The 25,958-nt window shown below is 45.0% G+C and carries 18 protein-coding genes, 2 tRNA genes, 3 rRNA genes and 2 pseudogenes; 11 read left to right on the forward strand and 14 right to left on the reverse strand.

Annotated features, from left to right (window positions below; translation table 11 throughout):
• The first annotated feature begins 15 nt into the window (after nucleotides 1-15).
• A complete protein-coding gene (locus tag PCC7418_RS00730) occupies nucleotides 16-369 on the forward strand; it encodes a hypothetical protein (protein WP_015224266.1) in 354 nt (117 codons plus the stop codon).
• Between the two features lie 5 nt (nucleotides 370-374).
• Nucleotides 375-764: a hypothetical protein gene (locus PCC7418_RS00735; RefSeq protein WP_015224267.1), complete on the forward strand. Its 390-nt coding sequence runs from the start codon at nucleotides 375-377 to the stop codon at nucleotides 762-764.
• Between the two features lie 199 nt (nucleotides 765-963).
• Here PCC7418_RS00735 and psbU read toward each other — a convergent pair whose 3' ends face one another.
• Nucleotides 964-1,389, reverse strand: a complete 426-nt coding sequence (psbU, locus tag PCC7418_RS00740) for a photosystem II complex extrinsic protein PsbU (protein ID WP_015224268.1) — start codon at nucleotides 1,387-1,389, stop codon at nucleotides 964-966.
• Between the two features lie 244 nt (nucleotides 1,390-1,633).
• Here psbU and PCC7418_RS00745 point away from each other — a divergent pair, with 244 nt between their 5' ends.
• Both PCC7418_RS00745 and PCC7418_RS00750 read left to right on the forward strand, forming a co-directional pair.
• Entirely contained in the window at nucleotides 1,634-2,269 is a 636-nt protein-coding gene (locus PCC7418_RS00745; protein ID WP_015224269.1) for a peroxiredoxin, read from the forward strand.
• A 141-nt stretch (nucleotides 2,270-2,410) separates the two neighbouring features.
• Nucleotides 2,411-3,697 (forward strand): ABC transporter substrate-binding protein, encoded by a 1,287-nt coding sequence (locus tag PCC7418_RS00750; protein WP_015224270.1) that lies wholly within the window; start codon nucleotides 2,411-2,413, stop codon nucleotides 3,695-3,697.
• A 67-nt stretch (nucleotides 3,698-3,764) separates the two neighbouring features.
• On the opposite strand, the gene secA is transcribed toward PCC7418_RS00750, so the two are convergent.
• Nucleotides 3,765-6,632, reverse strand: a complete 2,868-nt coding sequence (gene secA / locus PCC7418_RS00755; protein WP_015224271.1) for a preprotein translocase subunit SecA — start codon at nucleotides 6,630-6,632, stop codon at nucleotides 3,765-3,767.
• A gap of 162 nt (nucleotides 6,633-6,794) precedes the next feature.
• On the opposite strand from secA, the gene PCC7418_RS00760 reads away from it, so the two are divergent.
• On the forward strand, nucleotides 6,795-7,241 hold the full coding sequence (locus PCC7418_RS00760) for an LptA/OstA family protein (protein ID WP_015224272.1): 447 nt from the start codon (nucleotides 6,795-6,797) through the stop codon (nucleotides 7,239-7,241).
• A 7-nt stretch (nucleotides 7,242-7,248) separates the two neighbouring features.
• Nucleotides 7,249-7,977, forward strand: coding sequence for an LPS export ABC transporter ATP-binding protein (gene lptB, locus PCC7418_RS00765; protein ID WP_041596100.1), 729 nt, complete (start codon nucleotides 7,249-7,251; stop codon nucleotides 7,975-7,977).
• Between the two features lie 61 nt (nucleotides 7,978-8,038).
• On the opposite strand, the gene PCC7418_RS00770 is transcribed toward lptB, so the two are convergent.
• Nucleotides 8,039-8,263, reverse strand: coding sequence for a Calvin cycle protein CP12 (locus PCC7418_RS00770; RefSeq protein WP_015224274.1), 225 nt, complete (start codon nucleotides 8,261-8,263; stop codon nucleotides 8,039-8,041).
• Between the two features lie 152 nt (nucleotides 8,264-8,415).
• Nucleotides 8,416-8,850, reverse strand: a complete 435-nt coding sequence (locus PCC7418_RS00775) for a hypothetical protein (protein WP_015224275.1) — start codon at nucleotides 8,848-8,850, stop codon at nucleotides 8,416-8,418.
• 103 nt (nucleotides 8,851-8,953) lie between these two features.
• Between PCC7418_RS00775 and PCC7418_RS00780 the strand changes: the two genes are divergently transcribed.
• From PCC7418_RS00780 to PCC7418_RS00800, 5 genes are read left to right on the forward strand one after another with little or no spacing between them, the layout of a single operon-like run.
• A complete protein-coding gene (locus tag PCC7418_RS00780; protein WP_015224276.1) occupies nucleotides 8,954-9,328 on the forward strand; it encodes a hypothetical protein in 375 nt (124 codons plus the stop codon).
• 26 nt (nucleotides 9,329-9,354) lie between these two features.
• Entirely contained in the window at nucleotides 9,355-10,320 is a 966-nt protein-coding gene (locus tag PCC7418_RS00785; RefSeq protein ID WP_015224277.1) for an aldo/keto reductase, read from the forward strand.
• A 51-nt stretch (nucleotides 10,321-10,371) separates the two neighbouring features.
• Nucleotides 10,372-10,848: an AMIN domain-containing protein gene (locus PCC7418_RS00790; RefSeq protein WP_015224278.1), complete on the forward strand. Its 477-nt coding sequence runs from the start codon at nucleotides 10,372-10,374 to the stop codon at nucleotides 10,846-10,848.
• Nucleotides 10,836-11,327 carry a hypothetical protein gene (locus PCC7418_RS00795; protein ID WP_041596102.1) on the forward strand — a complete coding sequence of 164 codons (492 nt, stop codon included), beginning with the start codon at nucleotides 10,836-10,838 and terminating at the stop codon, nucleotides 11,325-11,327. The genes PCC7418_RS00790 and PCC7418_RS00795 overlap by 13 nt, the downstream gene beginning before the upstream one ends.
• Complete coding sequence (locus PCC7418_RS00800) at nucleotides 11,311-12,969, forward strand: adenylate/guanylate cyclase domain-containing protein (protein ID WP_015224279.1); 1,659 nt, start codon at nucleotides 11,311-11,313, stop codon at nucleotides 12,967-12,969. The genes PCC7418_RS00795 and PCC7418_RS00800 overlap by 17 nt, the downstream gene beginning before the upstream one ends.
• A 148-nt stretch (nucleotides 12,970-13,117) precedes the next feature.
• Here the strand turns inward: PCC7418_RS00800 and rrf are convergent.
• The 10 genes and pseudogenes from rrf to PCC7418_RS00850 all read right to left on the reverse strand — a co-directional run bounded on the left by rrf (nucleotide 13,118) and on the right by PCC7418_RS00850 (nucleotide 25,841).
• A 5S ribosomal RNA gene (gene rrf, locus PCC7418_RS00805) occupies nucleotides 13,118-13,234 on the reverse strand.
• A gap of 65 nt (nucleotides 13,235-13,299) precedes the next feature.
• Nucleotides 13,300-16,124 (reverse strand): 23S ribosomal RNA (locus tag PCC7418_RS00810).
• 130 nt (nucleotides 16,125-16,254) lie between these two features.
• A tRNA-Ala gene (locus PCC7418_RS00815) sits at nucleotides 16,255-16,327 on the reverse strand.
• A gap of 4 nt (nucleotides 16,328-16,331) precedes the next feature.
• Nucleotides 16,332-16,405 (reverse strand) — tRNA-Ile (locus tag PCC7418_RS00820).
• Nucleotides 16,406-16,515: 110 nt separating this feature from the next.
• Nucleotides 16,516-18,003, reverse strand: a 16S ribosomal RNA gene (locus tag PCC7418_RS00825).
• The 16S, 23S and 5S rRNA genes sit together here with 2 tRNA genes alongside, the layout of an rRNA operon.
• 388 nt (nucleotides 18,004-18,391) lie before the next feature.
• Entirely contained in the window at nucleotides 18,392-21,076 is a 2,685-nt protein-coding gene (locus tag PCC7418_RS00830) for a glycosyl hydrolase-related protein (protein WP_015224280.1), read from the reverse strand.
• Nucleotides 21,077-21,178: 102 nt separating this feature from the next.
• Entirely contained in the window at nucleotides 21,179-21,574 is a 396-nt protein-coding gene (locus tag PCC7418_RS00835) for a hypothetical protein (RefSeq protein WP_015224281.1), read from the reverse strand.
• 462 nt (nucleotides 21,575-22,036) lie between these two features.
• Nucleotides 22,037-22,570: pseudogene (locus PCC7418_RS00840) on the reverse strand (RNA-guided endonuclease InsQ/TnpB family protein); the annotation flags it as partial.
• A gap of 100 nt (nucleotides 22,571-22,670) precedes the next feature.
• Nucleotides 22,671-24,447, reverse strand: a pseudogene (gene ltrA, locus PCC7418_RS00845) (group II intron reverse transcriptase/maturase).
• A gap of 662 nt (nucleotides 24,448-25,109) precedes the next feature.
• Nucleotides 25,110-25,841: a transposase gene (locus PCC7418_RS00850; protein WP_315862137.1), complete on the reverse strand. Its 732-nt coding sequence runs from the start codon at nucleotides 25,839-25,841 to the stop codon at nucleotides 25,110-25,112.
• Nucleotides 25,842-25,958: the final 117 nt, after the last annotated feature.

The raw sequence follows: 25,958 nt of genomic DNA on the forward strand, positions 1-25,958 counted from the left end.
TATGATTAAGCCCAGATGAATTCGTCATCTCAATTAACTCTCAATTTGGAGCAAGGTTCGATTCGCTTTAACTTCAGTTCGGAAGCAGCACAAGAACTGCGAGAAGCTTTGTCTGAACTCATGGAAAAATTTAAAGTGACAACGCAAGCGGTCAACGCTGGGGATAAACCGCAACCGCAACCTCCCACTGAATATCGCCATACTGGAGAAGTTTTTTTAGAGGTATTTTGTAACCCTAATATCTATCCCACTCCTTTCGCTGCTAAAGTTTTAGTAACCATTCGTGATGATCGAATCCGCCTCACGACAGAAGCAGAACTGACGCGCTTAGTTGAAGATGTCACTGAATATCTAGAACAGCACGGATGATCAGCATGGATAGCAATCAAAATCAAGTTTTAAAAGTGGTTGAACAGGGGTTTCACGTTACTCTCGGCGCGATTTCTGTGGCAACTGAGACTCTACAAAACGAACAAAAACGGATGGAATTAGTGTCTGAACTCAGTCAGGAACTGAACCAACGCGCTCAAGAATGGGAAGAAAAAGGAGAAGCGACAGCCACTGAAGCCCGTCGTTTTATTGAAAATTTTATCAACCAAGGCTCTGAGACCTCCTCACCCTCTGCATCTAATCCCGAAAGTGAATCGACCCCTAGTGGAACAACCAGCCCTGAACCCGCTCGTGATGATTTTCCCGCTCGCTTACAAGCCTTAACTGATGAAGTGACGACACTCCGAGAAGAAATGGCTCAGTTTCGTTCCTAATTTAGCACTACGCACTGGGGCAACGTCAAAGGTTAAAGGGACAATGAAGTGGATTTTCATCTGTCAAATACCTGAATGAGTCGTGCGATATCTTTCTGGATTCATCTTTCCCACAAATAAATGATTCCCCCTTCTCAAAGGGGGATCGGTATTAATCAGACTTTTTTCTAGTCCGTATCAGATGAAAAGTGAGCGGAAATTAATAACCGCCATAGACTCCATTATTGATGCGGTCATCTCCTTCCACAAATGCTGCTTCTGGATCAGTGACGACAAATTGGTCTAAATTTTCCTCTAAGCGCTGTTGTTGGCGTTCACTTAAATCAGGAATTTGTAAAACATCTTCTACCTTCTCATAAGGAGAATTTTCGATGATTTTGCGAGCCAGAGTGGGGTAAAACCCTCTCAAGTCACGAAACGCCTGAATGTTCGTGTTATTGAGGTCAATTTTGTTGCCAATTTGTTGTAATTTTTGATCCGCATCATTGCGAATTTCCGCAAGAACAGAAACGCTCGATACATTAATTTGATTAGCATTGAGCGCTAATGCCGAAGATTGTCCCACACCTAATATTAAACTGATACTGAATAGTACAAACAGCAATCGTGATACTAACTTTCGCATAATTTTTCTCCTCAAGCGCGATCCGTAAGCCAATAATTACAGCACACCCCAGAGTATAGCTTCTAGAGTTAACTGCAACTTTTCTTTGCTATTTTCTCATCTTATGTGACTGGGAACAATTGCGCCCTCTCTTTCAGGGCTAATTTTTAAGAAAGAACGAAATCCCGAGCGGAAAACTGGTCTTTAACGGTAAAATTTTAAACTGCACAGTGTTCATTATTATGTTGCGGAGGATAGTAAAATTATGGCACTACAACTTGGTGATGTTGTTCCAGACTTTAAACAACAATCAAGTATGGGAGAAATCTCCTTCCATGAATGGGCGGGAGATAGCTGGGTGATCTTATTTTCTCATCCTGCGGATTATACCCCTGTTTGCACCACAGAATTAGGGGAAGTGGCTCGTCTGAAACCTGAGTTTGATAAGCGCAATGTCAAGATTTTAGCGTTAAGTGTGGATGATGCAGAGTCTCATCAGGGATGGATTAATGATATTAATGAAACCCAATCCTGCTCTGTTAATTATCCCATCTTGGCCGACGGCGATCGTAAAGTCTCTGATCTTTACGGGATGATTCATCCCAACTCTCTCAATAACCTCACAGTACGCTCAGTTTTTGTTATTGATCCTCAGAAGAAACTGCGTTTGACTTTAACGTATCCCGCGAGCACAGGTCGCAATTTCCCAGAATTATTGCGTGTGATTGATTCTTTACAGTTAACTGATAATTACCAAGTCGCGACCCCTGTCAACTGGAAAGAAGGAGATGATGTGGTTGTTGTTCCTAGCATTTCCACCGAAGAAGCCAAACAGAAATTCCCGAAAGGAGTGACTGAGGTTAAGCCTTATCTACGCATGACTCCTCAACCTGATAAGTAATTCACAAAATACGAACAGAGCGGGCACATTGCCCGCTTTTTTGATCTACCTTTACCCTTTCCCTTTTCAAGTAGCGCTATATAGCAGTCTGGAATCAGTTATGAGACCGCAATTCTGGTTTAAGGCAATAATACATTTAATATGATTTCTGCAATCAAAGTTTCTCTCTGGATTTTTTGTGTTACTTTAACCTTCCTTTTAGCAAGTTGTACCCCGTTTAATGGGTCTCCTCAAACCGACAATGTCACTCGTTTAACCCTATGGCATGGCATTAATCCCCCGTCCAATCGCGAGGTTTTTCAAGACCTTGTTGCTCAATTTAATCAGAAGCATGAAAACCTGAAAATTGATGCGATTTATATCGGTCAACCCGATGGACAACTCCCGAAAATTTTAACGGCGGTGGTGGGCGAAGTACCCCCTGATATGTTGTGGTTTGTTCCCCAATTAACGGGTCAATTGGTGGAGTTAGGCGCGATTCGTCCCTTAAATGATTGGCTCGATCAATCTTCTGTAAAAGACGAAATTGATCCCGTTTTATTGAACAGCATGGAACTAAATAATCAGATTTGGTCTGTGCCTTTTGCCACCAATAATGCAGCGATTTTTTATCGTCCCTCTTTATTTGCCAAAGCAGGAATTGAAACCCCTCCTCAAACTTGGGAAGAGTTGGAAGAAGCAGCAGAAAAACTAACAAAAGATTTTGATCAAGATGGTTTAGTTGATCAATATGGAATGTTTCTCTCTTTAGGAAAAGGGGAGTGGACGGTTTTTACTTGGTTACCCTTTGTGTATAGTGCTAAGGGAGAGCTTTTAACAGAGCAAAAACAACCGAATTTAGTGAATGAAGGAACAATTGAAGCCTTAGAATTCGGGTCGAAATTAGTCCAAAATAACTGGGCAACTTTATCCGCACCTGAGCGAGGGTATATTCTCGATCAATTTTTATCAGGGGGGGCTGCTATGCAAGTGACTGGCCCTTGGACATTAGGACAACTGAGTCAAACCGATGTGGATTATGATGTGTTTCCTTTTCCCAAGAAAAAGCAACAGTCCGCTGTAGTTGGTGGGGAAAATTTATTTGTATTTAAGACAAACCCAGAGCGAGAAAAAGCCTGTTTTGAATTTTTGGAATATGTTTTAAGTGAGTCGTTTCAAACAGAATGGGCATTACGGACGGGTTATTTACCGATCAATCTTAAATCGCAACAAAGCGAGGACTATCAGCAGTTTGTGGAAGAAAATCCAGTATTAAAGGTCTTTTTAGAACAAATGGAAGTTGCAGAAGTGCGTCCAATTCTTGCCAATTATAGTCGTTTATCAGAAAACTTGGGTCGCGCGATCGAAGCCAGTTTATTGGGCAAAAAAGCTCCAGAAGAAGCCTTAAAAGAATCTCAACGACGGTTAGAATTAATTTTCCAAGACTAATAGTCTCCCGTTACGTCTCGCGACCATAACGGGAGTCCCCATGTCGCATCACAGATGGGATGAGCAATCAAACGGTTTGCGGTTGCTGCACTTGCGGTTGGAACTGGAAGAGAGAATAAACCACATTCCGCCGAATATCAATCATCATTTCGAGGAACATTTCGTATCCTTCTTGTTTATATTCAACTAAAGGATCGCGCTGTCCGTAACCGCGTAACCCCACTGATTCCCGCAGCGAGTCCATGGCTTGCAAGTGTTCCCGCCAGAGGGTATCAATTTGTTGTAACATGAAGAACCGTTCGGCTTGACGCATTAAACCAGGTTGCAGTTTTTCCACTTCTGCTTCTTTAATGTCGTAAGCCTTATGAATTTCTTCGTGGAGAAACGCCCGCATTTCTCCAAAGGTCATATCTTCCATTTGCGACGGTTCAACATCCTCTAGGAGGTAAACAAACTCTTTGGCTTTCGCCACCATCGACTCTAAATCCCATTCTTCAGGGGGTAATTCAGGGTTAACATAAGCGTTGACAATATCGTCCATGGTTCGGCGGGCGTATTCTAAAACCTGATCTTTGAGGTCTTTCCCTTCCAAGACACGGCGACGTTCCGCGTAAATGGCGCGACGTTGATTGTTCATCACTTCGTCATATTCAAAGATTTGTTTACGGGTGTCGTAGTAGAAGGTTTCCACTTTCCGTTGCGCGTTTTCCAGAGAACGAGTCAGCATTCCTGATTCAATGGGCATATCTTCTTCCACGCGGAAAGCATTCATCATTCCTGAGACGCGATCGCCGCCAAAAATGCGGAGTAAATTATCTTCTAAACTGAGGAAGAAGCGAGTGGAACCAGGGTCGCCTTGTCGTCCCGCCCGTCCGCGCAGTTGGTTGTCAATGCGTCGGGATTCGTGACGTTCTGTCCCAATGACGTGCAAGCCACCGAGTTCGACTACTTCATCATGTTCTTGGCTGGTGTAGGCTTCGTATTCTTGATAAATATCGCGATAGACATTTCTCAGATTTTGAATCACTGGATCATCTGTGGGCGCTTTTTCCGCCGCGATCGCGACTTTTTCTTCTGCATCTAATTCAGGTAAACTCTGCAAGCCATACTCTTGAACGGCATAATCCACCGCTTCTTTTAATTTCTGTTCTGTTGCTTTTGATAGCTCTGTGGGGAAGATTTGGGGAGAAGCCCGCCAAGTCTTCACTTTTTTCTTTTTATTCTGACCGCCAAAGCCTTGTCCGCCACTGCGTTTTTTACCATTGGGAACACTGACTGCTAAGTCATCATCTTCTTCAGGAATGACCACTTTTGGCATGAAATATTCCCGCAGTTTTAACCGCGCCATATAGTCGGGGTTTCCCCCTAAAATAATGTCAGTACCACGCCCCGCCATGTTGGTTGCAATGGTAATCGCCCCTTTGCGTCCCGCTTGCGCGATAATTTCCGATTCCCGTTCTACGTTCTCAGGACGGGCATTCAGGACGTTATAAGGTAATTCTCGTTCATCGAGTAACTTGGAGAGGAGTTCCGATTTTTCGACACTGGTTGTTCCCACCAAAACGGGTCGCCCTTGTTCGTGCTTTTCTTGACATTCATCCGCCACCGATTTCCATTTTCCCCGTTCATTTTTATAAACAGAATCAGCTAAGTCTCGACGCGCTAAGGGTAGGTTGGTGGGAATAATCGTAACTTGCAGATTATAGATTTTCTCAAATTCGGCTTCTTCCGTTTTTGCGGTTCCTGTCATTCCAGACAGTTTGGGATACAACAAGAAGAAGTTTTGATACGTGATACTGGCAAGGGTTTGAGTTTCTTTTTGAATTTCTACCTCTTCCTTAGCTTCAATCGCTTGGTGTAAGCCATCACTCCAGCGACGACCAGGCATCACCCGTCCCGTAAATTCGTCAACAATGACCACTTCACCATTACGGACAATGTAGTTAACGTCTTTGATAAATAATTCTTTCGCTTTAATCGCATTAAAGATATAGTGCGCCCAAGGATCTTCGGGATCATAGAGGTCATTGACTCCTAAGAGTTCTTCTGCTTTGGCGAATCCTTCATCGGTTAAAATAACGCTTTTTGCCTTTTCATCTACCTCATAATGGGCTTCTTGTCCTGCTTCTGCCTCTTCTAGGGCAACAGCTTCTTCGGTTTTTAATTCTCCCTCGCGATCGCGCTTTAGTTCTTTTGCTACCTCTGAAGCCCGAATATATTTTTCGGTGGGACGTTCCACCTGACCCGAAATAATCAACGGCGTTCTCGCTTCATCAATTAAAACGGAGTCCACCTCGTCAATAATGCAATAGTTAAAGGGACGTTGCACCACTTCCTCTAAGGAAGTCGCCATATTGTCCCGTAAATAGTCAAAACCGAGTTCGCTGTTTGTCGTATAAGTAATATCACAGGCATAATTCTCTTGACGTTCTCTAGGAGACATTCCCTGTTGAATTAAACCGACACTTAACCCCAAAAACCGATGCACTTGTCCCATCCATTCCGAGTCCCTCCGCGCCAGATAATCGTTCACGGTTACGACATGGACTCCTTTCCCGCTTAAGGCATTAAGATAGCAAGGAAGGGTTGCAACAAGGGTTTTTCCTTCCCCTGTTTTCATCTCCGCAATTTCACCACTGTGCAGAACAATCCCACCTAAAATTTGCACATCGTAGTGACGCAAACCCAAAACACGGCGGGCTGCTTCCCGAACCACGGCAAAGGCTTCTGGTAAAATTTCTTCTATAATTTCATCTTCTTCAGTTTCATTTTTGGCTTGCGCCAGTTTTTCCTTAAATTCTTGGGTTTTCTCTCTTAACGCTTCATCAGAGAGGGCTTGAATATCTTCTTCATAGAGGTTAACTTCTGTAACGGTGGGTTGTAATTTTTTGAGCTTCCGTTCGTTAGGGTCGCCAAAGAGTTTTTGTAAGAACATAGTCGGGGAGGAGAGTAATTACCTTAATGTTAATTGTTTTTATATCTCCTACTTATGTTATCATTGCTGTTTGCTTGTTGTTGAGTAACCAAATCATTGGTCACAACCCTGAGTCTGCTTTGGGTTAATCTAGGGAAAGATCCATCACCCCTCCACACGACTATGCTTGAGAAAAAACATTTTTCTCCCTTGAAACAGGGCTTACTAGCCATAACTCTCTTTGGAACGCTAATTTTACCGAACTCCAGCGCGATCGCGCAATCGATCAACCGTGGTACTGACAATACGATGACAGTTCGTTCTGATGTCCAAGAAGCCAATTCGGAAACGGGGGTCATTACAGCCCGAGGAAATGTTCAGATTAATTATCCTGTGCAGGAGTTACAAGCCACTGCAGCCCAAGCTCAATATTTTCGCAAGGAACGCCGTCTTGTTTTAACGGGAGATGTCTATGTGTTACAAGGAGAGAATAGCATTCGTGCGGAAAAAGTAACTTACTTATTAGAAGAAGGACGATTTGTCGCCACGCCAAAAGATGAACAACAAGTGACTTCCACTTATGTTGTCCCCCAACCCCAGCAGAATAATACGACATCCTCTCCTCAGTAGGTGCAACGTGAGTTTAGTGCTAAAAAATATTTATAAGTCTTATGGCAAGTTAACCATTGTCAGTCGTGTTAGTGTCATGGTTTCCCCAGGGGAAATTGTCGGCTTATTGGGGCCCAATGGTGCGGGAAAAACCACCACTTTTTATATTGCCACGGGTTTGGTGAAACCTGATCAAGGCAGTGTCTGGCTGGGAGAACAAAATATTACTGATCTGCCTCTTGATCAACGATCGCGCTTAGGAATTGGCTATCTCCCACAACAGCCCAGTATCTTTCGCTATCTCACTGTTGCGGATAATTTACGCCTCGCCTTAGAAGAAAACCATTTTTCTGGGCGCATTCGACAGCACCGACTGCAAACCTTACTACAAGAATTCCGCTTAGAAAATATTGCCAATACTGAAGGGAGTCGAGTCTCAGGGGGGGAACGCCGACGCACAGAGTTAGCCCGCGCCTTAGCAGTGGGAGAAACAGGACCCCAATTTCTTTTATTAGATGAACCCTTTGCGGGAGTCGATCCGATCGCGGTTTCAGAATTACAAACGCTAATTAATCAGCTGCGATCAAAAAATATGGGAATTCTCATTACTGATCACAATGTCCGCGAAACCTTAGAAATTACAGATCGGGCTTATATCATGAGCGATGGGGGGATTTTAGCCTCTGGTCAAGCCCAAGAACTCTACAATGATCCTTTAGTACGTCAACACTATCTAGGAGAAAATTTTGATCGCTAAAAAAAGCAGTAGAAGATAAGACTTCTACTGCTTAGCAACTATGATTTTTCTAAGCTAGAAATTAGTCATCATAAACACGGCATTCTGCAGCTTCTGGATTTTCATCGCAATACTGCTCTAAGGAAGTTTTCTTAGGTTTGTCAGAGCGTTGGTGAGCGTACTCAGCTTGCAGTTCTTCTACTGTGTCCCAAGCGACAGCACAGTCTTGAGACTCAGTTCCTTCGCTGCCACAAACTTCACGAGCTTCTTCACGCTGTTTTTCAATTTGTTCTTCAATATTACTCATAAATCTTGACTCCTTTAATGGAAGTTTTCTTAACTGGAAAGAAATTTAGCAGTAACCCTTATCTTCTCTTACCACCTTAACGTACATTATCCGATCAGCATCTCTCTCGAAAGAATTTAATTTCAGTTTTAGAATTGTGATTTTTGCTCCGTCTAACGTTGGGTAGAAAGGCGAAGGGTATATTGATGCTGTTGTCCTTGTTCATCCCCAACATAAACTTTGTATTCTCCAGGCATCCAAATTCCAGACAGAGAGGGCTTATTTACCGAATCGGCTAACAGACAAAAGCGCCCATCGGGACCATCAATAAGAACAGTCGGATTACCACTTCCGCTTTCCACACTCAAGCGCAGATAATTAATCTTCTCGGTTACTTTAATTGTTTCCTGCGGGGTGCTGGGAACAAAACCACAATCATTGCTATTAACTCCTCCTCCCGATTGACCTTGAGTCGTCATCGGTCCAGTAAAGTTTCCATTAACGGTGATTGTCTCCGCAGACAGACGAGTTGCCGTTAAACCGAATAAAATAGTAGCAAGAGCAGTCGTAAGAAAGAGGTTGTGATGTTGGCGTTTGATCGGAAGCATGGATAAACCTCTGGGGGACTTCTATCTCTATTATCCCTTAACTGACTGACCTCTCTCTAGGTTCTGTTCATCTTTGTTAGCTGTCCATTATGAGGAATTCAAAATGAATCAACCAAATTCTCCTACTGATTGGGAAAAACGACTGCAAGAGTTAGAAGCAGAAGTTAACGCTAGTACCCAACAGGAAAAAACCAATAACAAACAGGATTCAGTTCATGCCACGTCCCCCGTTAATGCTCAGTCTAGCCAATTTTCTCGTCGAGTCCAAGGGGTGGCTTTACAAGTTCGGCGTTGGTTTGATCAGCTTCCGCTATTCGGCAAGGTCATTGTCGGAGCAGTAGCAGTGGGAATTAGTCTTTCACTGCTAAAAACTGTGTTCCAACTTATTACCTCGGTGTTAACTTTAGCAATTATTGGTGCGTTAGGATATGTCGGATATCAAGTGTTTATTGCCTCGAAAAATAACACGGATCAGTAGTTGCAGTTTAGGGACAAGGAGTGATTATGGAAGCGCGGTCTTTGGGACAATCCAAGGTAAAAATTACCCCGATTTTGATGGGGACGTGGCAAGCAGGAAAAGCCATGTGGACGGGAATTGAAGATACTGAAACCATTAAAGCCATCCGCGCGGGGTTTGAAGCGGGAATCACAACGATTGATACGGCTGAAATCTATGGCGAAGGACATTCAGAACAAATTGTTGCCCAAGCAATTGTTGATGTCAGAGATCAAGTACAGTTGGCGAGTAAGGTGTTTCCCACTCACTTGCATTATGATCAGGTGATAACGGCTTGTGAGGGGTCTCTCAAGAATTTAAAGACGGATTACCTCGATTTATATCAAATTCATTGGCCCACTGGCTCGTTTAATAGTGAAATTGTTCCCATTGCAGAAACGATGGAAGCTCTCAATGAGTTGAAACGTCAGGGGAAAATCCGCGCGATCGGGGTGTCTAATTTTTCACAGGCGCAACTTGCCGAAGCCCAGCAATATGGACAAATTGATAGTGTGCAACCCCCCTATTCTCTGTTTTGGCGACAAGCAGAACAAGAATTGATTCCCTATTGTGTTGAACAAAATATAACCGTCTTGGCTTATTCTTCTTTGGCACAAGGCTTGTTAACGGGAAAATTTGGACCTGATCATCAATTTGAAGCAGGAGATCATCGGGCAAAAAATAAGCTGTTTCAAGGAGAGAATTATAAACGGGTGTTGCAAGCAGTGGGACAGCTACGCCCCATTGCCGAGAAAAAAGGCTGTACGTTGTCGCAACTGGCTTTGGCTTGGTTAATTGCTCAACCGAATACCTGCGCGATCGCGGGGGCGAGAAATGCTGAACAAGTATTAACGAATGCTCAAGCTCCCAGTGTCGTGCTATCAGAAACTGAATTAGCTGAAATTGATCACATTGGACGTGGGGTGACTGATTATTTAGACGACAATCCTGTCTTGTGGACTTTTAATGTTTAGGACAACGTGGCACAATAGAAGGTGATTTTTTTCACTTGTCCTCGGGAGGTGATGGTTGTAGTTCCTTTAGCTAAGCGGAGTCAGCGTTGTCCTGTTTTTTCTCCCCTCTGTACGTTAATGTGGCTAGGACTGAGTTGGTTTTCTTTTTGTCCTCAACTCAGAGCCGAAGTCCTTGAGCAATGGAGTTTTAATCCCAAGACTTACCAATTGCGTTTTACAGCACAGAGTGAGCCTGAGTCTTTTTTACTGGAAAACCCGACTCGGATCGTAATTGATATTCCCGATGTGACATGGGAAGGAAAAACAGTAGATAAAACTTATGGAGGACTAGTGAGAGCAGTTCGGATTGCTCAATTTCAGCCTGAGATCACTCGTATTGTCCTTGAACTGTCTCCAGAAGCAAAACTCCTTTCCCAGAACGTCAATTTTGAAAAAAATTCCACACCGCAAGGAAATGAATGGCAATTGACCCCCCGCTTAAAAAAATTCATTTTCCCTTGTCCAAATTGCTGCAAATGCCACCAGTGACCCCTCAACCGCCCACTTTACCTGTTACCGTGGAAGTCCCGTCTCCTCCTTCCATCACAAAAGAAAGGTCTTCTCAACTGCAACAGCCTAGTCCGACTCTCTCACAAAAAAGGACATTTAGTTTACGCGATCGTGGTAAAAACCCCTTAACATTAGAAGTAGGAGAACAGGGGCAAGAAATCTTCTTCTTGAAAAATGCTCTCGAAACTCACAAAAGCAATGTGACTTATTCTAGAAAACTCCCTGTTCTTGGGGATCTGGAAACGATTTTCCCAAGAACTCGTTGCATCCCTGTCATTCCCTCTGTCCAACTCTTTCTTGGCGAGCAAACCTATTCTGTGATTCCAATCGAAGCTGATTCTAATTTTTGTGCTACCCCGATTTCATCTCAATTCAGCAAAATCACGATTCACTCCAATACTGTCTTTAATTTCACTCTAACCGAGGATTTGCACCATAATAATGAAACTGACCACTGAGCTTACCCTAAAGATTTATATTGATGGGAGTCCCGAGCAGACTCGCAATGTAGCTCAGGATCAACTGATTCTTGGTCGTTTACCAGAATGTGATGTCTATTTACCTTATTCGGAAATTTCTCGCCGTCATTGTCAGTTTCGTCGGGTTGCTCAAGGAAAATGGCGAGTAGAAGATTTAGGAAGCACCAATGGAACAGTTTTAAACCAAGTTCGAGTTGAAAAACCAACCTTAATTCAACATGGAGATACGATCCAAATTGGTAATGTCACGATTAAAGTCACATTAACCAGTCAAGAATTGTCATCTTCTTCAAAGATTGACCCCCCTCCTCGGGAAGGACATAGTGCAGTTAAAACCATTCTCCGTAACGCTGAAGAGTTGAGACAGCGTTGGATTGAGGGAGATCAAAGAAAAGACCCTCTCAGTACCGATCATATTACTCATGCTCGCTTACAGTATATTGTTGAAATTGCCAAAGGATTAAATAGTGCAGAATCCATTGAGGCAATTTTTTATCAGGTGGAAAGTGTCATTTTTCAAGAACTCCGTCATATTGATCGTTTAGCCTTATTAATTGATGTGGATGGCTCAGGAAATCCAGAGTTATACAAAGCTGCAGTTCGCAAAACGCAAAGGAAACAGAACAATCATCAGCATCATCAAGAACAAAATGACTTGTATAAAGGAGATTGGATTAGTCAGTCCATTTGTAACAAAGTTTTAAAAGAAAAAGTGGCGATTAAAACACAAAATGCTCAAGTTGATCAACGGTTCTCTGATGAAAAAAGTATTTTATTGAAAGGCATTGGTGGTGCTTTAGCGGTGCCACTTTGGAATGAAAAAGATGTGGTGGGGGTATTATATGCTGATGCTAGTATGGGCTTTGACAAATTAGATCCCACTCAGGATCAAGACTTGAGCTTCTTTTCTACGATTGCCAATTTAGTGGCTGCGAGTGTTCAACGTTGGTTACTGACACGGCGTTTACAAGAACAAGAACGAATTCGTCAACGCTTAGAACGCTATCATTCCCCGGCGGTGGTGCAACAGTTAATCACTTTTGGGGCAATGGAAGATGCGCTGTTAACGCCAATGGAGGCAGATGTCAGCGTCTTATTTGCAGATATTGTCGGTTTTACTGCTCTTTCAGAACAGTTACGCCCAGAAGAATTAGCAGACTTACTGAATCGATTTTTTGAAGAGATGCTCAAGCCGTTATTTGCCATGGGCGGAACATTAGACAAGTTTATTGGTGATTGTATTATGGCGTTTTTTGGTGCGCCAGAACCCCAATCCGATCATGCCGATCGCGCGGTGAAGGTGGCAAAAGCGATGCTAGAACGACTAGAACAACTTAATGAAGAGCACGTTTTATCTCATCCGTTACAGTTGCGAATTGCAATTAATAGTGGAAAAGCGGTCGTGGGAGATGTGGGAAGTTCACAACGGGTAGATTATACGGTACTGGGGGGAACGGTCAATTTAGCCTCTCGTTTGGAGGCGGTGTGTCGTCCTGGAGCTTGCGTGATCAGTGAAGAAACTTATCATCGTCTGGAGAATAAACAACCGTTTTCTCCCATTGGAAAATCAAAATTTAAAGGCATTGATCGCACAATCACTGTTTATTGTGCTCGTTGGTAATTTGGGGAATTAACCCCAGCCAATATGCAAGACCATCATCACAGCGTAGCCATTCCCGCGCAGAAACTTGCGATTAGTCCTGCGGTAATCGGACTCATAAAAACAAAAATCCCCTTCTCATGAGAAGAAGGGGATTAGGGAATCATGAACCTGGCACCGAGCTATTTTCCCAGACAGTGACCCGTCAAGTATCTTCGCCGCTGCAGCGTTTCACCACCGAGTTCGGGATGGGTCGGGGTGGTTCCACCGCGCCTTGAGCACCAGGAAAGCCTTTCAGTTCTGATTGTCCCGTCAGGGCAGAACCCTCAAGACTGCAAGTCACCAAAGTTTGAGGTCAAGCCCTCGGTCGGTTCGCACGCCTCGGCTTCATCTGTTGCCAGACTTCCACCTAGCGCCGAGCAAACAGGTGTTCTTCCTGTGACCTTACTTCCTTACCAGAATGAGAGCACTCATCTTGAGGTGGGCTTCCCACTTAGATGCTTTCAGCGGTTATCCACTCCGCACTTGGCTACCCTGCGTTTACCGTGGGCACGATAACAGGTACACCAGCGGTGCGTCCTTCCCGGTCCTCTCGTACTAAGGAAGGCTCCTCTCAATGCTCTTGCGCCTACACCGGATATGGACCGAACTGTCTCACGACGTTCTGAACCCAGCTCGCGTACCGCTTTAATGGGCGAACAGCCCAACCCTTGGGACCGACTTCAGCCCCAGGTTGCGATGAGCCGACATCGAGGTGCCAAACCTCCCCGTCGATGTGAACTCTTGGGGGAGATCAGCCTGTTATCCCCAGAGTAACTTTTATCCGTTGAGCGACGGCCTTTCCACTCAGTGCCGTCGGATCACTAAGGCCGACTTTCGTCCCTGCTCGAGTTGTCACTCTTGCAGTCAAGCTCCCTTCTGCCTTTGCACTCTACGGCTGATTTCCAACCAGCCTGAGGGAACCTTGGCGCGCCTCCGTTACCTTTTTGGAGGCGACCGCCCCAGTCAAACTGCCCGCCTGCAGCTGTCCCTTCCCCGGTTCACGGGTTAAGGTTAGAATTCTAGCTGAACCAGAGTGGTATCTCACCGATGGCTCTGGTTTCCCCACGAGGAAACCTTCTTCGCCTCCCACCTATCCTGCGCAAGCTCAGCCCGAACCCCACTTCAGGTTACAGTAAAGCTTCATGGGGTCTTTCTGTCCTGGTGTAGGTAGTCCGTATCTTCACAGACAGTCCTATTTCGCCGAGTCTCTCTCCGAGACAGCGCCCAGATCGTTACGCCTTTCGTGCGGGTCGGAACTTACCCGACAAGGAATTTCGCTACCTTAGGACCGTTATAGTTACGGCCGCCGTTCACTGGGGCTTCGGTCGCTAGCTTCGCCCCGCAGGGCTAACCCACTTCCTTAACCTTCCAGCACTGGGCAGGCGTCAGCCCCTATACTTCCTCTTTCGAGTTGGCAGAGACCTGTGTTTTTGGTAAACAGTCGCCTGGGCCTGGTCACTGCGACCAGCTCTCGCTGGTACCCCTTCTCCCGAAGTTACGGGGTGATTTTGCCGAGTTCCTTAGAGAGAGTTTTCTCGCGCCCCTTGGTATTCTCAACCTCCCTACCTGTGTCGGTTTCGGGTACGGGTACTGGCTTTCTTCACAACAATCGCTTTTCTTGGCACTACTTTCAGTGATACGGGAGTCGTAACTCCCTCCCAATCCATTCAGGGCATCACCTATCCTCATGCGTCCCGACGTTGCTCCCACTCAGTAGTTTGGGATTGTTGACCCAATGTCCATCGACTACGCCAATCGGCCTCGCCTTAGGTCCCGACTAACCCTCCGCGGACGAGCCTTCCGGAGGAACCCTTAGGGTTTCGGGGCTTTGGATTCTTACCAAAGTTTTCGCTACTCAAGCCGACATTCTCACTTCTATCTCGTCCACACCTGCTTACCGCTAGTGCTTCTCCCTTGATAGAACGCTCCCCTACCACAGTCCAATACTGTCCACAGCTTCGGTAGATGACTTAGCCCCGTTCATTTTCGGCGCGGGAACGCTTGACCAGTGAGCTATTACGCACTCTTTTAAGGGTGGCTGCTTCTAGGCAAACCTCCTGGTTGTCTCGGCGTTCCTACCTCCTTTCTCACTGAGTCATCATTTCGGGACCTTAGCTGGTGGTCTGGGCTGTTTCCCTCTTGACGATGAAGCTTATCCCCCACCGTCTCACTGGCGAGTTCCCCACTGGTATTCTGAGTTTGTCTCGCTTTGGTACCGCTTTCGCAGCCCGCAGCGAAACAGTGCTTTACCCCCAGTGGCTTATCCTCGCTGCTGCGCCTAAACGCATTTCGGGGAGAACCAGATAGCTCCGAGTTCGATTGGCATTTCACCGCTAACCACAGCGTCATCCGCCAACTTTTCAACGTTGGTCGGTTCGGACTTCCACTTGGTACTACCCAAGCTTCCTCCTGGCCATGGTTAGTTCACCCGGGTTCGGGTCAATTACCTGTGACTAGCGCCCTGTTCGGACTCGCTTTCGCTTGGGCTTCGCTGCTAAAACAGCTTAACCGGCCACAGTCTAATTACTCGCCGGCTCATTCTTCAACAGGCACGCGGTCAGACGTTGAATCGTCCTCCCACTGCTTGTAAGCTAACGGTTTCACGTTCTTTTTCACTCCCCTCGCTGGGGTTCTTTTCACCTTTCCCTCGCGGTACTGGTTCGCTATCGGTCACACAGGAGTATTTAGCCTTACCAGGTGGTCCTGGCTGATTCACTCGGGATTCCACGTGCCCCGAGCTACTCGGGATTCAGCTCCGCTCTCTGCGTTGTCAACTACAGGACTTTTACCTTCTCTGGTGCAGTTTTCAGTTGCTTCGTTTAACGCTTTGAGTCGGGTTTTGCTGTCCCACAACCCCAATCCCCGCAGGGACTGGTTTAGGCTCTTCCCCTTTCGCTCGCCGCTACTGGGAGAATCACTTTTGTTTTCTTTTCCTACGGCTACTGAGATGTTTCAGTTCACCGCGTTCGCTCGTTCCCACCTATTGATTCAGTGGATCGTGCTTGGGGTTTCCCCATTCGGATACCTACGGCTCAATGCTTGTTTCCAGCTCCCCGCAGTGTTTCGTCGGTTACCACGTCCTTCTTCGCCTCTGTGTGCCGAGGGCTCTTCCGTTAGCTCTTTGTAGCTTGACCTCGGTCTTTGACTTTCTTTGGTGACTATGCAGTTTTCAAGGTTCTGGTCTGGACTAAGAGTCCAGCAGTCGTTAGGGGCTCTAACGGTGCTGATTCTTAGTTTTCTCTGGGCTTTCTCCTCTTCTGGAGATGGAGGTAAGCGGACTCGAACCGCTGACTCCCTGCGTGCAAGGCAGGTGCTCTACCAACTGAGCTATACCCCCCTGATGGGCTATCCTGGACTTGAACCAGGGACCTCACCCTTATCAGGGGTGCGCTCTAACCAGCTGAGCTAATAGCCCAGGTTCCCCAAACCTAGGTGGAAAAGCCTTCTCTCCCACGACCGACCTTGGGAGTTGGTTCTTTCACACTTACTTCTGTTTCAGAGCTTCGTCCCTTTTGGTCTCCCGATTAAGGAGGTGATCCAGCCACACCTTCCGGTACGGCTACCTTGTTACGACTTCACCCCAGTCACCAGCCCAGCCTTCGGCGCCCCCCTCCAAACGGTTAGGGTAACGACTTCGGGCTTGGCCAGCTTCCATGGTGTGACGGGCGGTGTGTACAAGGCCCGGGAACGAATTCACCGCGGTATTCTGACCTGCGATTACTAGCGATTCCTCCTTCAAGCAGGCGAGTTGCAGCCTGCTATCTGAACTGAGGCCGAGTTTGCTGGGATTCGCTTACTCTCGCGAGCTTGCTCCCCTTTGTCCCGACCATTGTAGGACGTGTGTTGCCCAGAGCATAAGGGGCATGCTGACTTGACGTCATCCTCACCTTCCTCCGGTTTGTCACCGGCAGTCTCCCTAGAGTGCCCAACCTAATGCTGGCAACTAAGGACGAGGGTTGCGCTCGTTGCGGGACTTAACCCAACATCTCACGACACGAGCTGACGACAGCCATGCACCACCTGTCTCCGCGTTCCCGTAGGCACGTCTGAGTTTCCCCAAACTTCGCGGGATGTCAAGCCCTGGTAAGGTTCTTCGCGTTGCATCGAATTAAACCACATCCTCCACCGCTTGTGCGGGCCCCCGTCAATTCCTTTGAGTTTCACACTTGCGTGCGTACTCCCCAGGCGGGATACTTAACGCGTTAGCTTCGGCACGGCTTGGGTCGATACAAACCACGCCTAGTATCCATCGTTTACGGCTAAGACTACAGGGGTATCTAATCCCTTTCGCTACCTTAGCTTTCGTCCCTGAGGGTCAGGTGCGACCCAGTAGAGCGCTTTCGCCACCGGTGTTCTTCCCAATCTCTACGCATTTCACCGCTACACTGGGAATTCCCTCTACCCCTGTCGCCCTCTAGCGCACCAGTTTCCACTGCTCTACCGGAGTTGAGCTCCGACCTTTAACAGCAGACTTGATGCGCCCCCTGCGGACGCTTTACGCCCAATAATTCCGGATAACGCTTGCCTCCTCCGTATTACCGCGGCTGCTGGCACGGAGTTAGCCGAGGCTGATTCCTCAGGTACCGTCAGGACTTCTTCCCTGAGAAAAGTGGTTGACAGCCCAAGAGCCTTCTTCCCACACGCGGCGTTGCTCCGTCAGGCTTTCGCCCATTGCGGAAAATTCCCCACTGCTGCCTCCCGTAGGAGTCTGGGCCGTGTCTCAGTCCCAGTGTGGCTGCTCATCCTCTCAGACCAGCTACCGATCGCTGCCTTGGTACGCTTTTACCCCACCAACTAACTAATCGGACGCGAGCTCCTCTTCAGGCAGAAACCTGTTTCACCTCTCGGCCTATTGGGGATTAGCCGTCGTTTCCAACGGTTGTCCCCATCCTGAAGGTAGATTCTCACGCGTTACTCACCCGTCCGCCACTAAGCCCGAGGGCTTCGTTCGACTTGCATGTGTTAAGCACGCCGCCAGCGTTCATCCTGAGCCAGGATCAAACTCTCCATGTTGAGAGCCTGTGGCTCTAAGTTTTGACAATTGCTTGGCGTTTTTAGCCTTGCTTTCGTCTTTTCCTTCGTTTCTTTAAGAATTCATTGACGTGGAAGCGTTAACGTTATAATGTTAACTTTAGGCTTTTCCAACTATTAAGTTTTTCTAGGTTCAGAGTGCGCTGTCTGGGGCGTTTGTGGTCGCCTCCGTTTCGAGCGCATTAACCAATATAGGGCTTATTTCTCTAAGTGTCAACCCTTTTTTGGAAAAAATCTCAACTTTCTCTAAAACTCCTATGAAATCGAAGTTTTGACAGATCCCTACTCGCTTGACTTGCTACATTGGAACTTCTTCCTTAACTAATATGGGACTGACCGACGAAAGGGAAATGCTTTAATCTGGTGATAGTTAGGTCAAGAGAAAAGTTTTGATCTGATGGGGAAGGAAAGAAGCTACAAACTGATTATTTTCCAAATAAAAGTGATTCTCTTCCTTCCAAATCTCTAAGAAGTTGGTTTCGCAGTAACGATCAGTAGAAAAGCCTAACTGAATCGTTGCTTGTTGTTTCTCCAGGCTTTGATTATACAATCGCAAAATGAATGTTCCTGTTTCCTCTGCTGGTTTCAATGCGGATAAAATCACATCTGGATTATCGATCGCGCACCAAGACCCCATACGCTCCAGTTGTCCGATAGAATTAACATAAGGAAGATAAGGCATTTCTCGCACCCAAGCAGGATGGGAAAACTCACGAGCGTAACGAATAATCTGTGTTTGATTTAAAGTTGCTATCCCATACGCTAGCTCCGCACTTATTTTCCGTTGACATTGTGCGCCCGAAGTCGGGACAGAGGGACCAGCTTGACAAGGACGAATGCGACCTTTTCCCACTGAGAGATAACCCACCGCACGATGTAAGGTTATTGCTACGTGATTTCTGATTACTTCATACTCGGGTAAACCTCGGTTAGCCACCCAAACCTGATAATCACTTCCTGAAAAAATAACAAAGTCTCCCTGATGATGGGTGGGATAGTCTAACTCCCCTGGATAAGTTTGATATCGTTTCGGATCGCTTTCTGGAGTGCGTAAGGCTGGTTTCTCTCGCGAAACGAGGCGGAAATGTCCATCAGCAAGGGATTCTTGTGTGGAGAAGCCTAAAGGAAGGATAGCACGTAATCTTCCATTCTCGGCGGTATTTTCATAGTTAATTGTAATCCCCACCGAGGCTTGTGGCGTGAGGGTGAGATCGATAGTAATGCTAAGACTGGTTTCTCCAAAGATTCCTTTTTCTTGACTATATCCTTGAGGAATCGTGAGATGATAGGTGAGTTGTAGGGTATCTGTTTTTTGCGGGTGAAAGGTTGCGGTTTCCAGTGTTCCCCAAACGGGTGTAAACTCAGGAACAGGACTAAAGGAATAGGTATCTCCGCCATCAAGTTGATATTCTAATTGGAGAAAGTTAGAAAAAGTGGTTTGGGTTGCTTTCTCAGTGAGCATAACTTGTTTGTTTTTGACCGCTAGCTGATAGCGGTTATTTTCTAAAACTAATGGTTGATCAGGTGTCGTTTCAGGTAACAGTTGCTGGTCTTGATAAATGTGAATCAGTTGATAGCCTAATGGGGGAAGTGTTACAGAGAAGGTAATGTCGTAGCGTCGTCCCCAAGTTGTTTCTAGGTAGCGCGATCGCGCTCTGGGGGCTTCTGTTTCCAGTACACTAATTTTAATGATCTTTCCGTGACCATCACATCCGACTAAAGCCAAAGGCGGTAAAGGATCTCCCCATTCTCCATCAGGGTTGGGAAAATAAATGGAAGTTTCCACTTGATAAGTTGCTTCCCAAGGATGCGGATTTAAAACAAAAACATCTGTGGTGTATTTTCGGGTCTGTTTTGGGGGAACAAAACCTTGCTTTAAAAGGGTTTCTAAATGCTCGATTAAAACCGCTTCTCCAATTTTTTCAATCTGACGAAAACGAAACTCATCATCATCATGAACGCCATCCACACTACAACCACAAATATCATCATGAGCATGGTTTTTTAATAAGAACTTCCATGCTTGATTAATAAAGGGACGCACATCATTTCCTAACCCAAACTGTTCTAACCAGACACTCATCGGTTCAACATACCGCGATAATAATTGTTGTCCGAAATGATTCTGTTGTTTCAGATACATTCGGGTCGAATAAACACTGGCTAAGATGGGTTGATCCGCATTCCCTATCAGATCACCCTTATAAGTGCGATGTGGTTTATTTTCTACTTTAATCGCCTCAATAAAATCAGGAATTGTTCCGTGATGAAGTTCGATTCCTTCTAAAGTTTCATTCAATTGAGATAATAAACTGGGGATATTTTTCTGGACAGGAAGATGGTCAAAACCATTACTGAGTAAAACCGTTTCTTCCTGTTGTAAGGGAAGCATTGTTGCTAAGGCTTGTTCTAATTGTTCTTTAGCCAGATCAGCTTTTTCTGTATGTCCTTCAAACCGTCCAAAAACACTGGGATGACCCAAAGACCCCACAGGAAAATAACCTTCTCTTTCATAGATAGCTAAAACCGTCGAACCATCGGGGGATTTCCAATTAAAAATAGCACCGCATTGTTGTTTGGTTTCTGCATCTAACCCCCGCATAAAAATATAACTATCAATTTCAAATCCTCTTAAAATTTGAGGCATTTGTGCAAAATGTCCAAAGGGATCAGGAAGATAACCAACTGCCATATAATTCCCGAATTTCTGACACCATTTTTTCCCTTTCTGTAAGTTCCGAATGACGGCTTCTCCACTTACTAAAAATAAATCGGGCATGGTGTACCACGGACCAATTAAAATCTTTCCCGACTGAATTAAATCTTTGAGACGAGTTTCTTGATCGGGTCTGATTTCGAGATAATCTTCTAATAAAACGGTTTGCCCATCAAGGGTAAAAGAACAAAAATTGGAATCGGTTTCTAAGAGATCAATTAACTCATCAATCATTCGCACGAGACGATAACGAAAGGACTGAAAGGGAAGATACCAAGCGCGATCCCAATGGGTATGAGAAACAACGATTCCTTTTATTTTTTGCGTGTTAGTTTGCATAGGCTTGGGAAAATGGTGTTGAAACTATTCCCCTAAGCTAACGTTTTTCGGGAGTCTTTTCCTACTCTGAAAATAAAACTCCCGTATCTAGCACGGTAACCATTAAAGATTCGTATCCACTTGAGTTTTAATGGTTTCCCAAATTGATAATACGCCTTCGATCCAACCTTGAGCAAAAACAATACGACTTTCGGGGTCAGCTTCTAATAAATCAGCAAAATCGGGGTCATGGAGTCTGGCTTGTTGTGGATATTGCTTAATGTCGAGAAAACTCCATAAGTAATCTAAGACATCTTCATCTAAAGAATCGGCTAAAGGACTCACCCTTTCAAAGTGACAGTAATCTTTGTAAGACAGTTTGGAACTGGATCGGATTCCGAGTTCAAAGCCTTCTTGATGGACTTTATGGAGAAGGACATTTTTTTCAGCTTGTAAACGTTCTACCAGATTATCTTGTCTTTGTACTTGCTGTTTGAGTTCTTGATATGTAATAGCCATGTCTAAAGCCTCCTGGCAACTTGAAGAAATATTGAATGAAGTTGTGTTTGACAGCTTGTAACCGTTCAAATAGCTCATCAGGAACGGCGATGGTAACTCTGTGGCTCACAACTTCCTCCTTTTTTGTGTACTCTTATACAATAACTCGAAAAATTGCATAATAATCAACGATTAAACATTTTGTTACATATTTTACCGAATTTAAAATGAAATTATGCAATCAAAAATCAAGTTATAAGAGAAATATCACCTTAAACTCTTTCTTGACAGTCATTTCAGGATTTGGTTGCGGTTTTACCTTCCTGAACAATTATGTAATCATGAAGCCATTGCTCAAATTATAAAATTTTTATAAAACTGTAACTTTTTATACAGACAATAGATTACTATTAAAGTAAAGGCTTAGGAGGATCGGATCATGTCTGTTCAACAAAAAGCTCGCGCTTTAATGAGTCGCCACCATCAGTTAATTCTTGACACTCCCACGGCTACGCTTCGCGCTTTGCCGTGGGATTCTTCATTCTGTGACTTCACTTGCTCAGACAAGACTTGTGAGGACACGGATGCGGAACTTGGTTCCGCATCGTGAGATGTCCGTCCAGCCTGAGTAGAGGTGATGTCTCCTGAAGCGTTTAGGGAGTCTAACCCCCAAGTTCCCGTATGCCCTACGGTACTTAGTCCTTTATTTAGGATATTGATAGCCGCGTTTTCATCTCTGTCTAGTTGACAACCGCATCTACAAGTATGGGTGCGAGTTGATAGAGACTTTTTAACAATCCGCCCACAATTAGAACATTCCTGACTAGTATATTGGGGAGGTACTGCCACTGTCACTTTCCCAAACTTTTGAGCAAAATATTCTAACCAGACTCGGAACTGATACCAACCAACATCGGAAATTGATTTAGCAAGATTATGATTCTTAACTAAGTTTCTCACTTGCAAGTCTTCATAGGCGATCAAGTCGTTAGACTGAGCTACGCAACGCGCGGTTCTCTGTTAAACTCAGCAGGGAAGTCGCCCTCCCTACTGGTCTTCAGAACGAAGCATGAAAGTTTCCCTTCACTTCGCTCCTCTCTAAAACAACCTATTGTCATTAGGCACATCCCTCGTAACTACCATCATTACGAGATTTTACATCATGGCAATGTCGATGGAGAAGTTGTTTGTTGCTTAGGGTGTTTTTACCTTTTTTGCTACGAGGTGTTATATGGTCAACCTCCCACAAGTCTCCATCTTGGAAGTGTAGTCCGCAGATTGCACTACTTTCCTTTTTGGGTTTTAAGAAGTTTTGAAACTTCAACCTTTATATCAGCATATGAACCCATTCTGGAACTCCAATAACGCCAGTCCCCGTTGAACGGTGAAGCATCTCCTTTCACTTTCACGTAATTTTGGTGAGGTGTCCAGCTATGCTTTATTAGGTAGAGTCCATCTGTTAACGAGAAGACCCATTTATCTTTCCTGCCTTCAACAGCTTGTCTCCAGTATTTCTTAGTTACCCATTCCCAGTCCTTATTAGGGTGTCGGCGTTTTGCCCATCGACGAAGTTTTGACCAAATTTTATAGTCCAAGTCTGTAAAGGTTTCAGAACTACAGCAGGCTGAGTAATAATTAGACCATCCCTTGATGATAGGATTTAATTCTTTAATTAAATCTATCTGTTTCGATGCTTGATGATTGTCGATGGTATCAGCTAGCTTTTTATAATGTAGCTTCACCTTTTCGTCCGAGGGCTTGATTATTGTCATTAAATTCGATTTCTTCTTGCCATGCTGATGTTTTCCTACCTCATACTGTCTTATTGTGAATCCCAAAAAGTCGAAACCCACTTGATTATCTTCTACAGTTTTGGCGGTATGGCAAAGGCGTGTCTTCGATGGTTTCAATTCACAACCAATTTTAGAGAGAAAATCCTCAATTATTACTTTACATTCCTCCACAATTTCTCGATTCCAGTGCATTAACACGAAATCATCTGCGTATCTAACAAAGTCAAGGGTTCTTACTTTGTCCCGTTTACCTTTTACCCCAACCCTTTCGGGGAGTTGATTGACAATATATTCCCTGACTACGGTTTCTAACCCATGAAGGGCTATATTTGCTAATAACGGAGAAATGACCCCGCCTTGTGGAGTACCCTCTTCTGTGGGAAATAATGACCCACCATCAACGATTCCTGCTTTTAGCCACGCTCTAATCTGTCGAGCGAAAGTCGGAGATGTATTCAATTTTCCTAGTAGGTAATCATGGTTGATACGGTCGAAACATTTGGATATATCGGCATCTAGGACGTATTTGCCCTTAGTTCTCAATCCATTCCATATTGCTTCTATGGCATCGTGACAAGCCCGTCCTTTTCTGAATCCATAAGAGTTAGGTTCAAACTTTGCTTCCCATTCTGGCTCTAGAGCCATCTTCAGTACAGCTTGCTTTGCCCGTTCATAAAGTGTCGGTATTCCTAACCCGCGTCTAGAACCATCGGATTTTGGTATCCATACTCTTCGAGCAGGCTTTGATTTATTGGCAAATTGAAGTGAACCAGCCAAGGTCAACCTTTCGGGAGGAGTTAACGATTTAACCCCGTCCACACCAGCCGTTCTTTTTCCTTGGTTGTCCTGCGATACGGTTCTCACTGCGAACAGCTTTGCGTAAAAGGACTTTGACAACAATCTTTGGAGTTTACGAACCTTTTTGACATCACCACGTTGGGACGCTTGATAGATGCGCTTTTGGAGCTTAAAAACTTTGACTTCAACTTTCTTCCAATTGATATTCCGCCACAACCACGTCGGGTCGTCCATTCGGAAGGTCAAGAAGGAAAGCCAAAACCATCGTCTATATTTAGTAACTAGCCCAGAGGACTGTCTCATAACTTATTAACTCTACTGAGTACCTCTATCTTTTGTCTTACAGTGAGTTTGTCAGCATATCCCTCCTTTTATAGAGGGCGTTCGCTTCTAACTCAATCCCACCCTTCGGTATCCTGACAGATGACCCAGATTTTGCGCCTTTGGTTTGGCTACTCAGTCTATCGACCTTGACTGAGAGATATCCGAGGGGTTAACTCGTTCCCTATTTCCTTTGATTGTGACCTTAGACCCTTACTATCCACCGACGGTTACTTTGATGTGCGATTTAAGAACGCCAATGCTTAAATCCAACCGTTTCACTTTTTGTGTCCTGAGTGTCAACTCCTTTCTCAGGGTGAAGATTACGATGGTTCAGGCGTAAGTTCGTTTCCTAGTCATAGTCACGTTCTAGCAGGAGGTCGTCAAGCGAGTTCAGACTTATCCCACATTTAACTACCCTGCTTTATCGTCACGTAACCAACGCTTTGATAAGGGTAGCGATGTCATCCCGCACATTGGGATGATTGGACTTGGCAAATGAGCCTCACCAATAAGGAGATAGAGTTCAGACGGACTCCAAGGGGAGTTTTCGTCTGGGATGGCTCGAAAAGAGGTTTGAGACCCCTGCGACTTCACCACCCAACGAGTCGCACTGGCGTGTTCTCTACGTTGTCTACTTATCTTCAAGTGTTTTTAGCTAGTTTCTGTCTTGCTTTCCCTCGGTTATTTGAGCCTTTTTGTTTTCGAGACAGACGACGCTGACAGCGTTTTAACTCCTCTTCTCCTTTACGAAAAAATCGAGGATTTGGCTCTTTGTGTCCTTCACTGTCGGTATAGAAGTCATGCAAGCCAACATCAAGACCAAGAATCTGCTTAGTTGGCTTAACATCTTCAGTTACATTAACGTTAATGCAAAACTGACAATAGTAGCCGTCTGCTCTACGCACCAACCGAACACGCTTAATTTGGTCAGGAGAGTAGAAATAAATATCTCTACTTCCTATGAGTTTTAAGCGACCAATGTTGTTCTTGTCGGTGAAGGTGATGTGCTTTTTGGTGTTTGGGTCGAGCTTCCAACCAGTAGTTTTATACTCTACTGAGCGGTTGTTCTTTTGGAATTTAGGATAACCTTTTTTTCCTTTAATACCTGCTTTACAGTTTTTGTAGAAGCGGTTGATAGCTGCCCACGCCCTTTCAGAAGATGCTTGTCTTGCTTGTGAATTGAGCTTTTTAGCAAAGTCAAACTCCTCAGCTAACTGTTTGCAAAGTTTACTGAGGTCGTACTTACCAACACCGTTATTATCCATCCAATAACGAACGCACTTGTTTCGTACAAACTGAACAGTGCGAATCGCCTCATCAATGGCATTATATTGAGTTTTGCTGGCTTTGACTTTGTATTCAATAACAAACATTACGCTGTCCTTCTAGCGTAACTAGATTATAACACGAATTGATGGAGTTTGTTAGTCTCAGGGGTATTGAACCTCCTCACGCTTTGCTCCGGTCGAATGACCCGCCTTATATCCCAC

This window comes from Halothece sp. PCC 7418 (assembly GCF_000317635.1).
Taxonomy (GTDB): domain Bacteria; phylum Cyanobacteriota; class Cyanobacteriia; order Cyanobacteriales; family Rubidibacteraceae; genus Halothece.

What these genes read in the sequence shown, in the direction of transcription:
- PCC7418_RS00730 (WP_015224266.1), top strand. Translation starts at nt 16, where the DNA reads ATGAATTCGTCATCTCAATTAACTCTCAATTTGGAGCAAGGTTCGATT.
- PCC7418_RS00735 (WP_015224267.1), top strand. Translation starts at nt 375, where the DNA reads ATGGATAGCAATCAAAATCAAGTTTTAAAAGTGGTTGAACAGGGGTTT.
- psbU (WP_015224268.1), bottom strand. Translation starts at nt 1,389, where the DNA reads ATGCGAAAGTTAGTATCACGATTGCTGTTTGTACTATTCAGTATCAGT.
- PCC7418_RS00745 (WP_015224269.1), top strand. Translation starts at nt 1,634, where the DNA reads ATGGCACTACAACTTGGTGATGTTGTTCCAGACTTTAAACAACAATCA.
- PCC7418_RS00750 (WP_015224270.1), top strand. Translation starts at nt 2,411, where the DNA reads ATGATTTCTGCAATCAAAGTTTCTCTCTGGATTTTTTGTGTTACTTTA.
- secA (WP_015224271.1), bottom strand. Translation starts at nt 6,632, where the DNA reads ATGTTCTTACAAAAACTCTTTGGCGACCCTAACGAACGGAAGCTCAAA.
- PCC7418_RS00760 (WP_015224272.1), top strand. Translation starts at nt 6,795, where the DNA reads ATGCTTGAGAAAAAACATTTTTCTCCCTTGAAACAGGGCTTACTAGCC.
- PCC7418_RS00770 (WP_015224274.1), bottom strand. Translation starts at nt 8,263, where the DNA reads ATGAGTAATATTGAAGAACAAATTGAAAAACAGCGTGAAGAAGCTCGT.
- PCC7418_RS00775 (WP_015224275.1), bottom strand. Translation starts at nt 8,850, where the DNA reads ATGCTTCCGATCAAACGCCAACATCACAACCTCTTTCTTACGACTGCT.
- PCC7418_RS00780 (WP_015224276.1), top strand. Translation starts at nt 8,954, where the DNA reads ATGAATCAACCAAATTCTCCTACTGATTGGGAAAAACGACTGCAAGAG.
- PCC7418_RS00785 (WP_015224277.1), top strand. Translation starts at nt 9,355, where the DNA reads ATGGAAGCGCGGTCTTTGGGACAATCCAAGGTAAAAATTACCCCGATT.
- PCC7418_RS00790 (WP_015224278.1), top strand. Translation starts at nt 10,372, where the DNA reads ATGGTTGTAGTTCCTTTAGCTAAGCGGAGTCAGCGTTGTCCTGTTTTT.
- PCC7418_RS00795 (WP_041596102.1), top strand. Translation starts at nt 10,836, where the DNA reads ATGCCACCAGTGACCCCTCAACCGCCCACTTTACCTGTTACCGTGGAA.
- PCC7418_RS00800 (WP_015224279.1), top strand. Translation starts at nt 11,311, where the DNA reads ATGAAACTGACCACTGAGCTTACCCTAAAGATTTATATTGATGGGAGT.
- PCC7418_RS00830 (WP_015224280.1), bottom strand. Translation starts at nt 21,076, where the DNA reads ATGCAAACTAACACGCAAAAAATAAAAGGAATCGTTGTTTCTCATACC.
- PCC7418_RS00835 (WP_015224281.1), bottom strand. Translation starts at nt 21,574, where the DNA reads ATGGCTATTACATATCAAGAACTCAAACAGCAAGTACAAAGACAAGAT.
- PCC7418_RS00850 (WP_315862137.1), bottom strand. Translation starts at nt 25,841, where the DNA reads ATGTTTGTTATTGAATACAAAGTCAAAGCCAGCAAAACTCAATATAAT.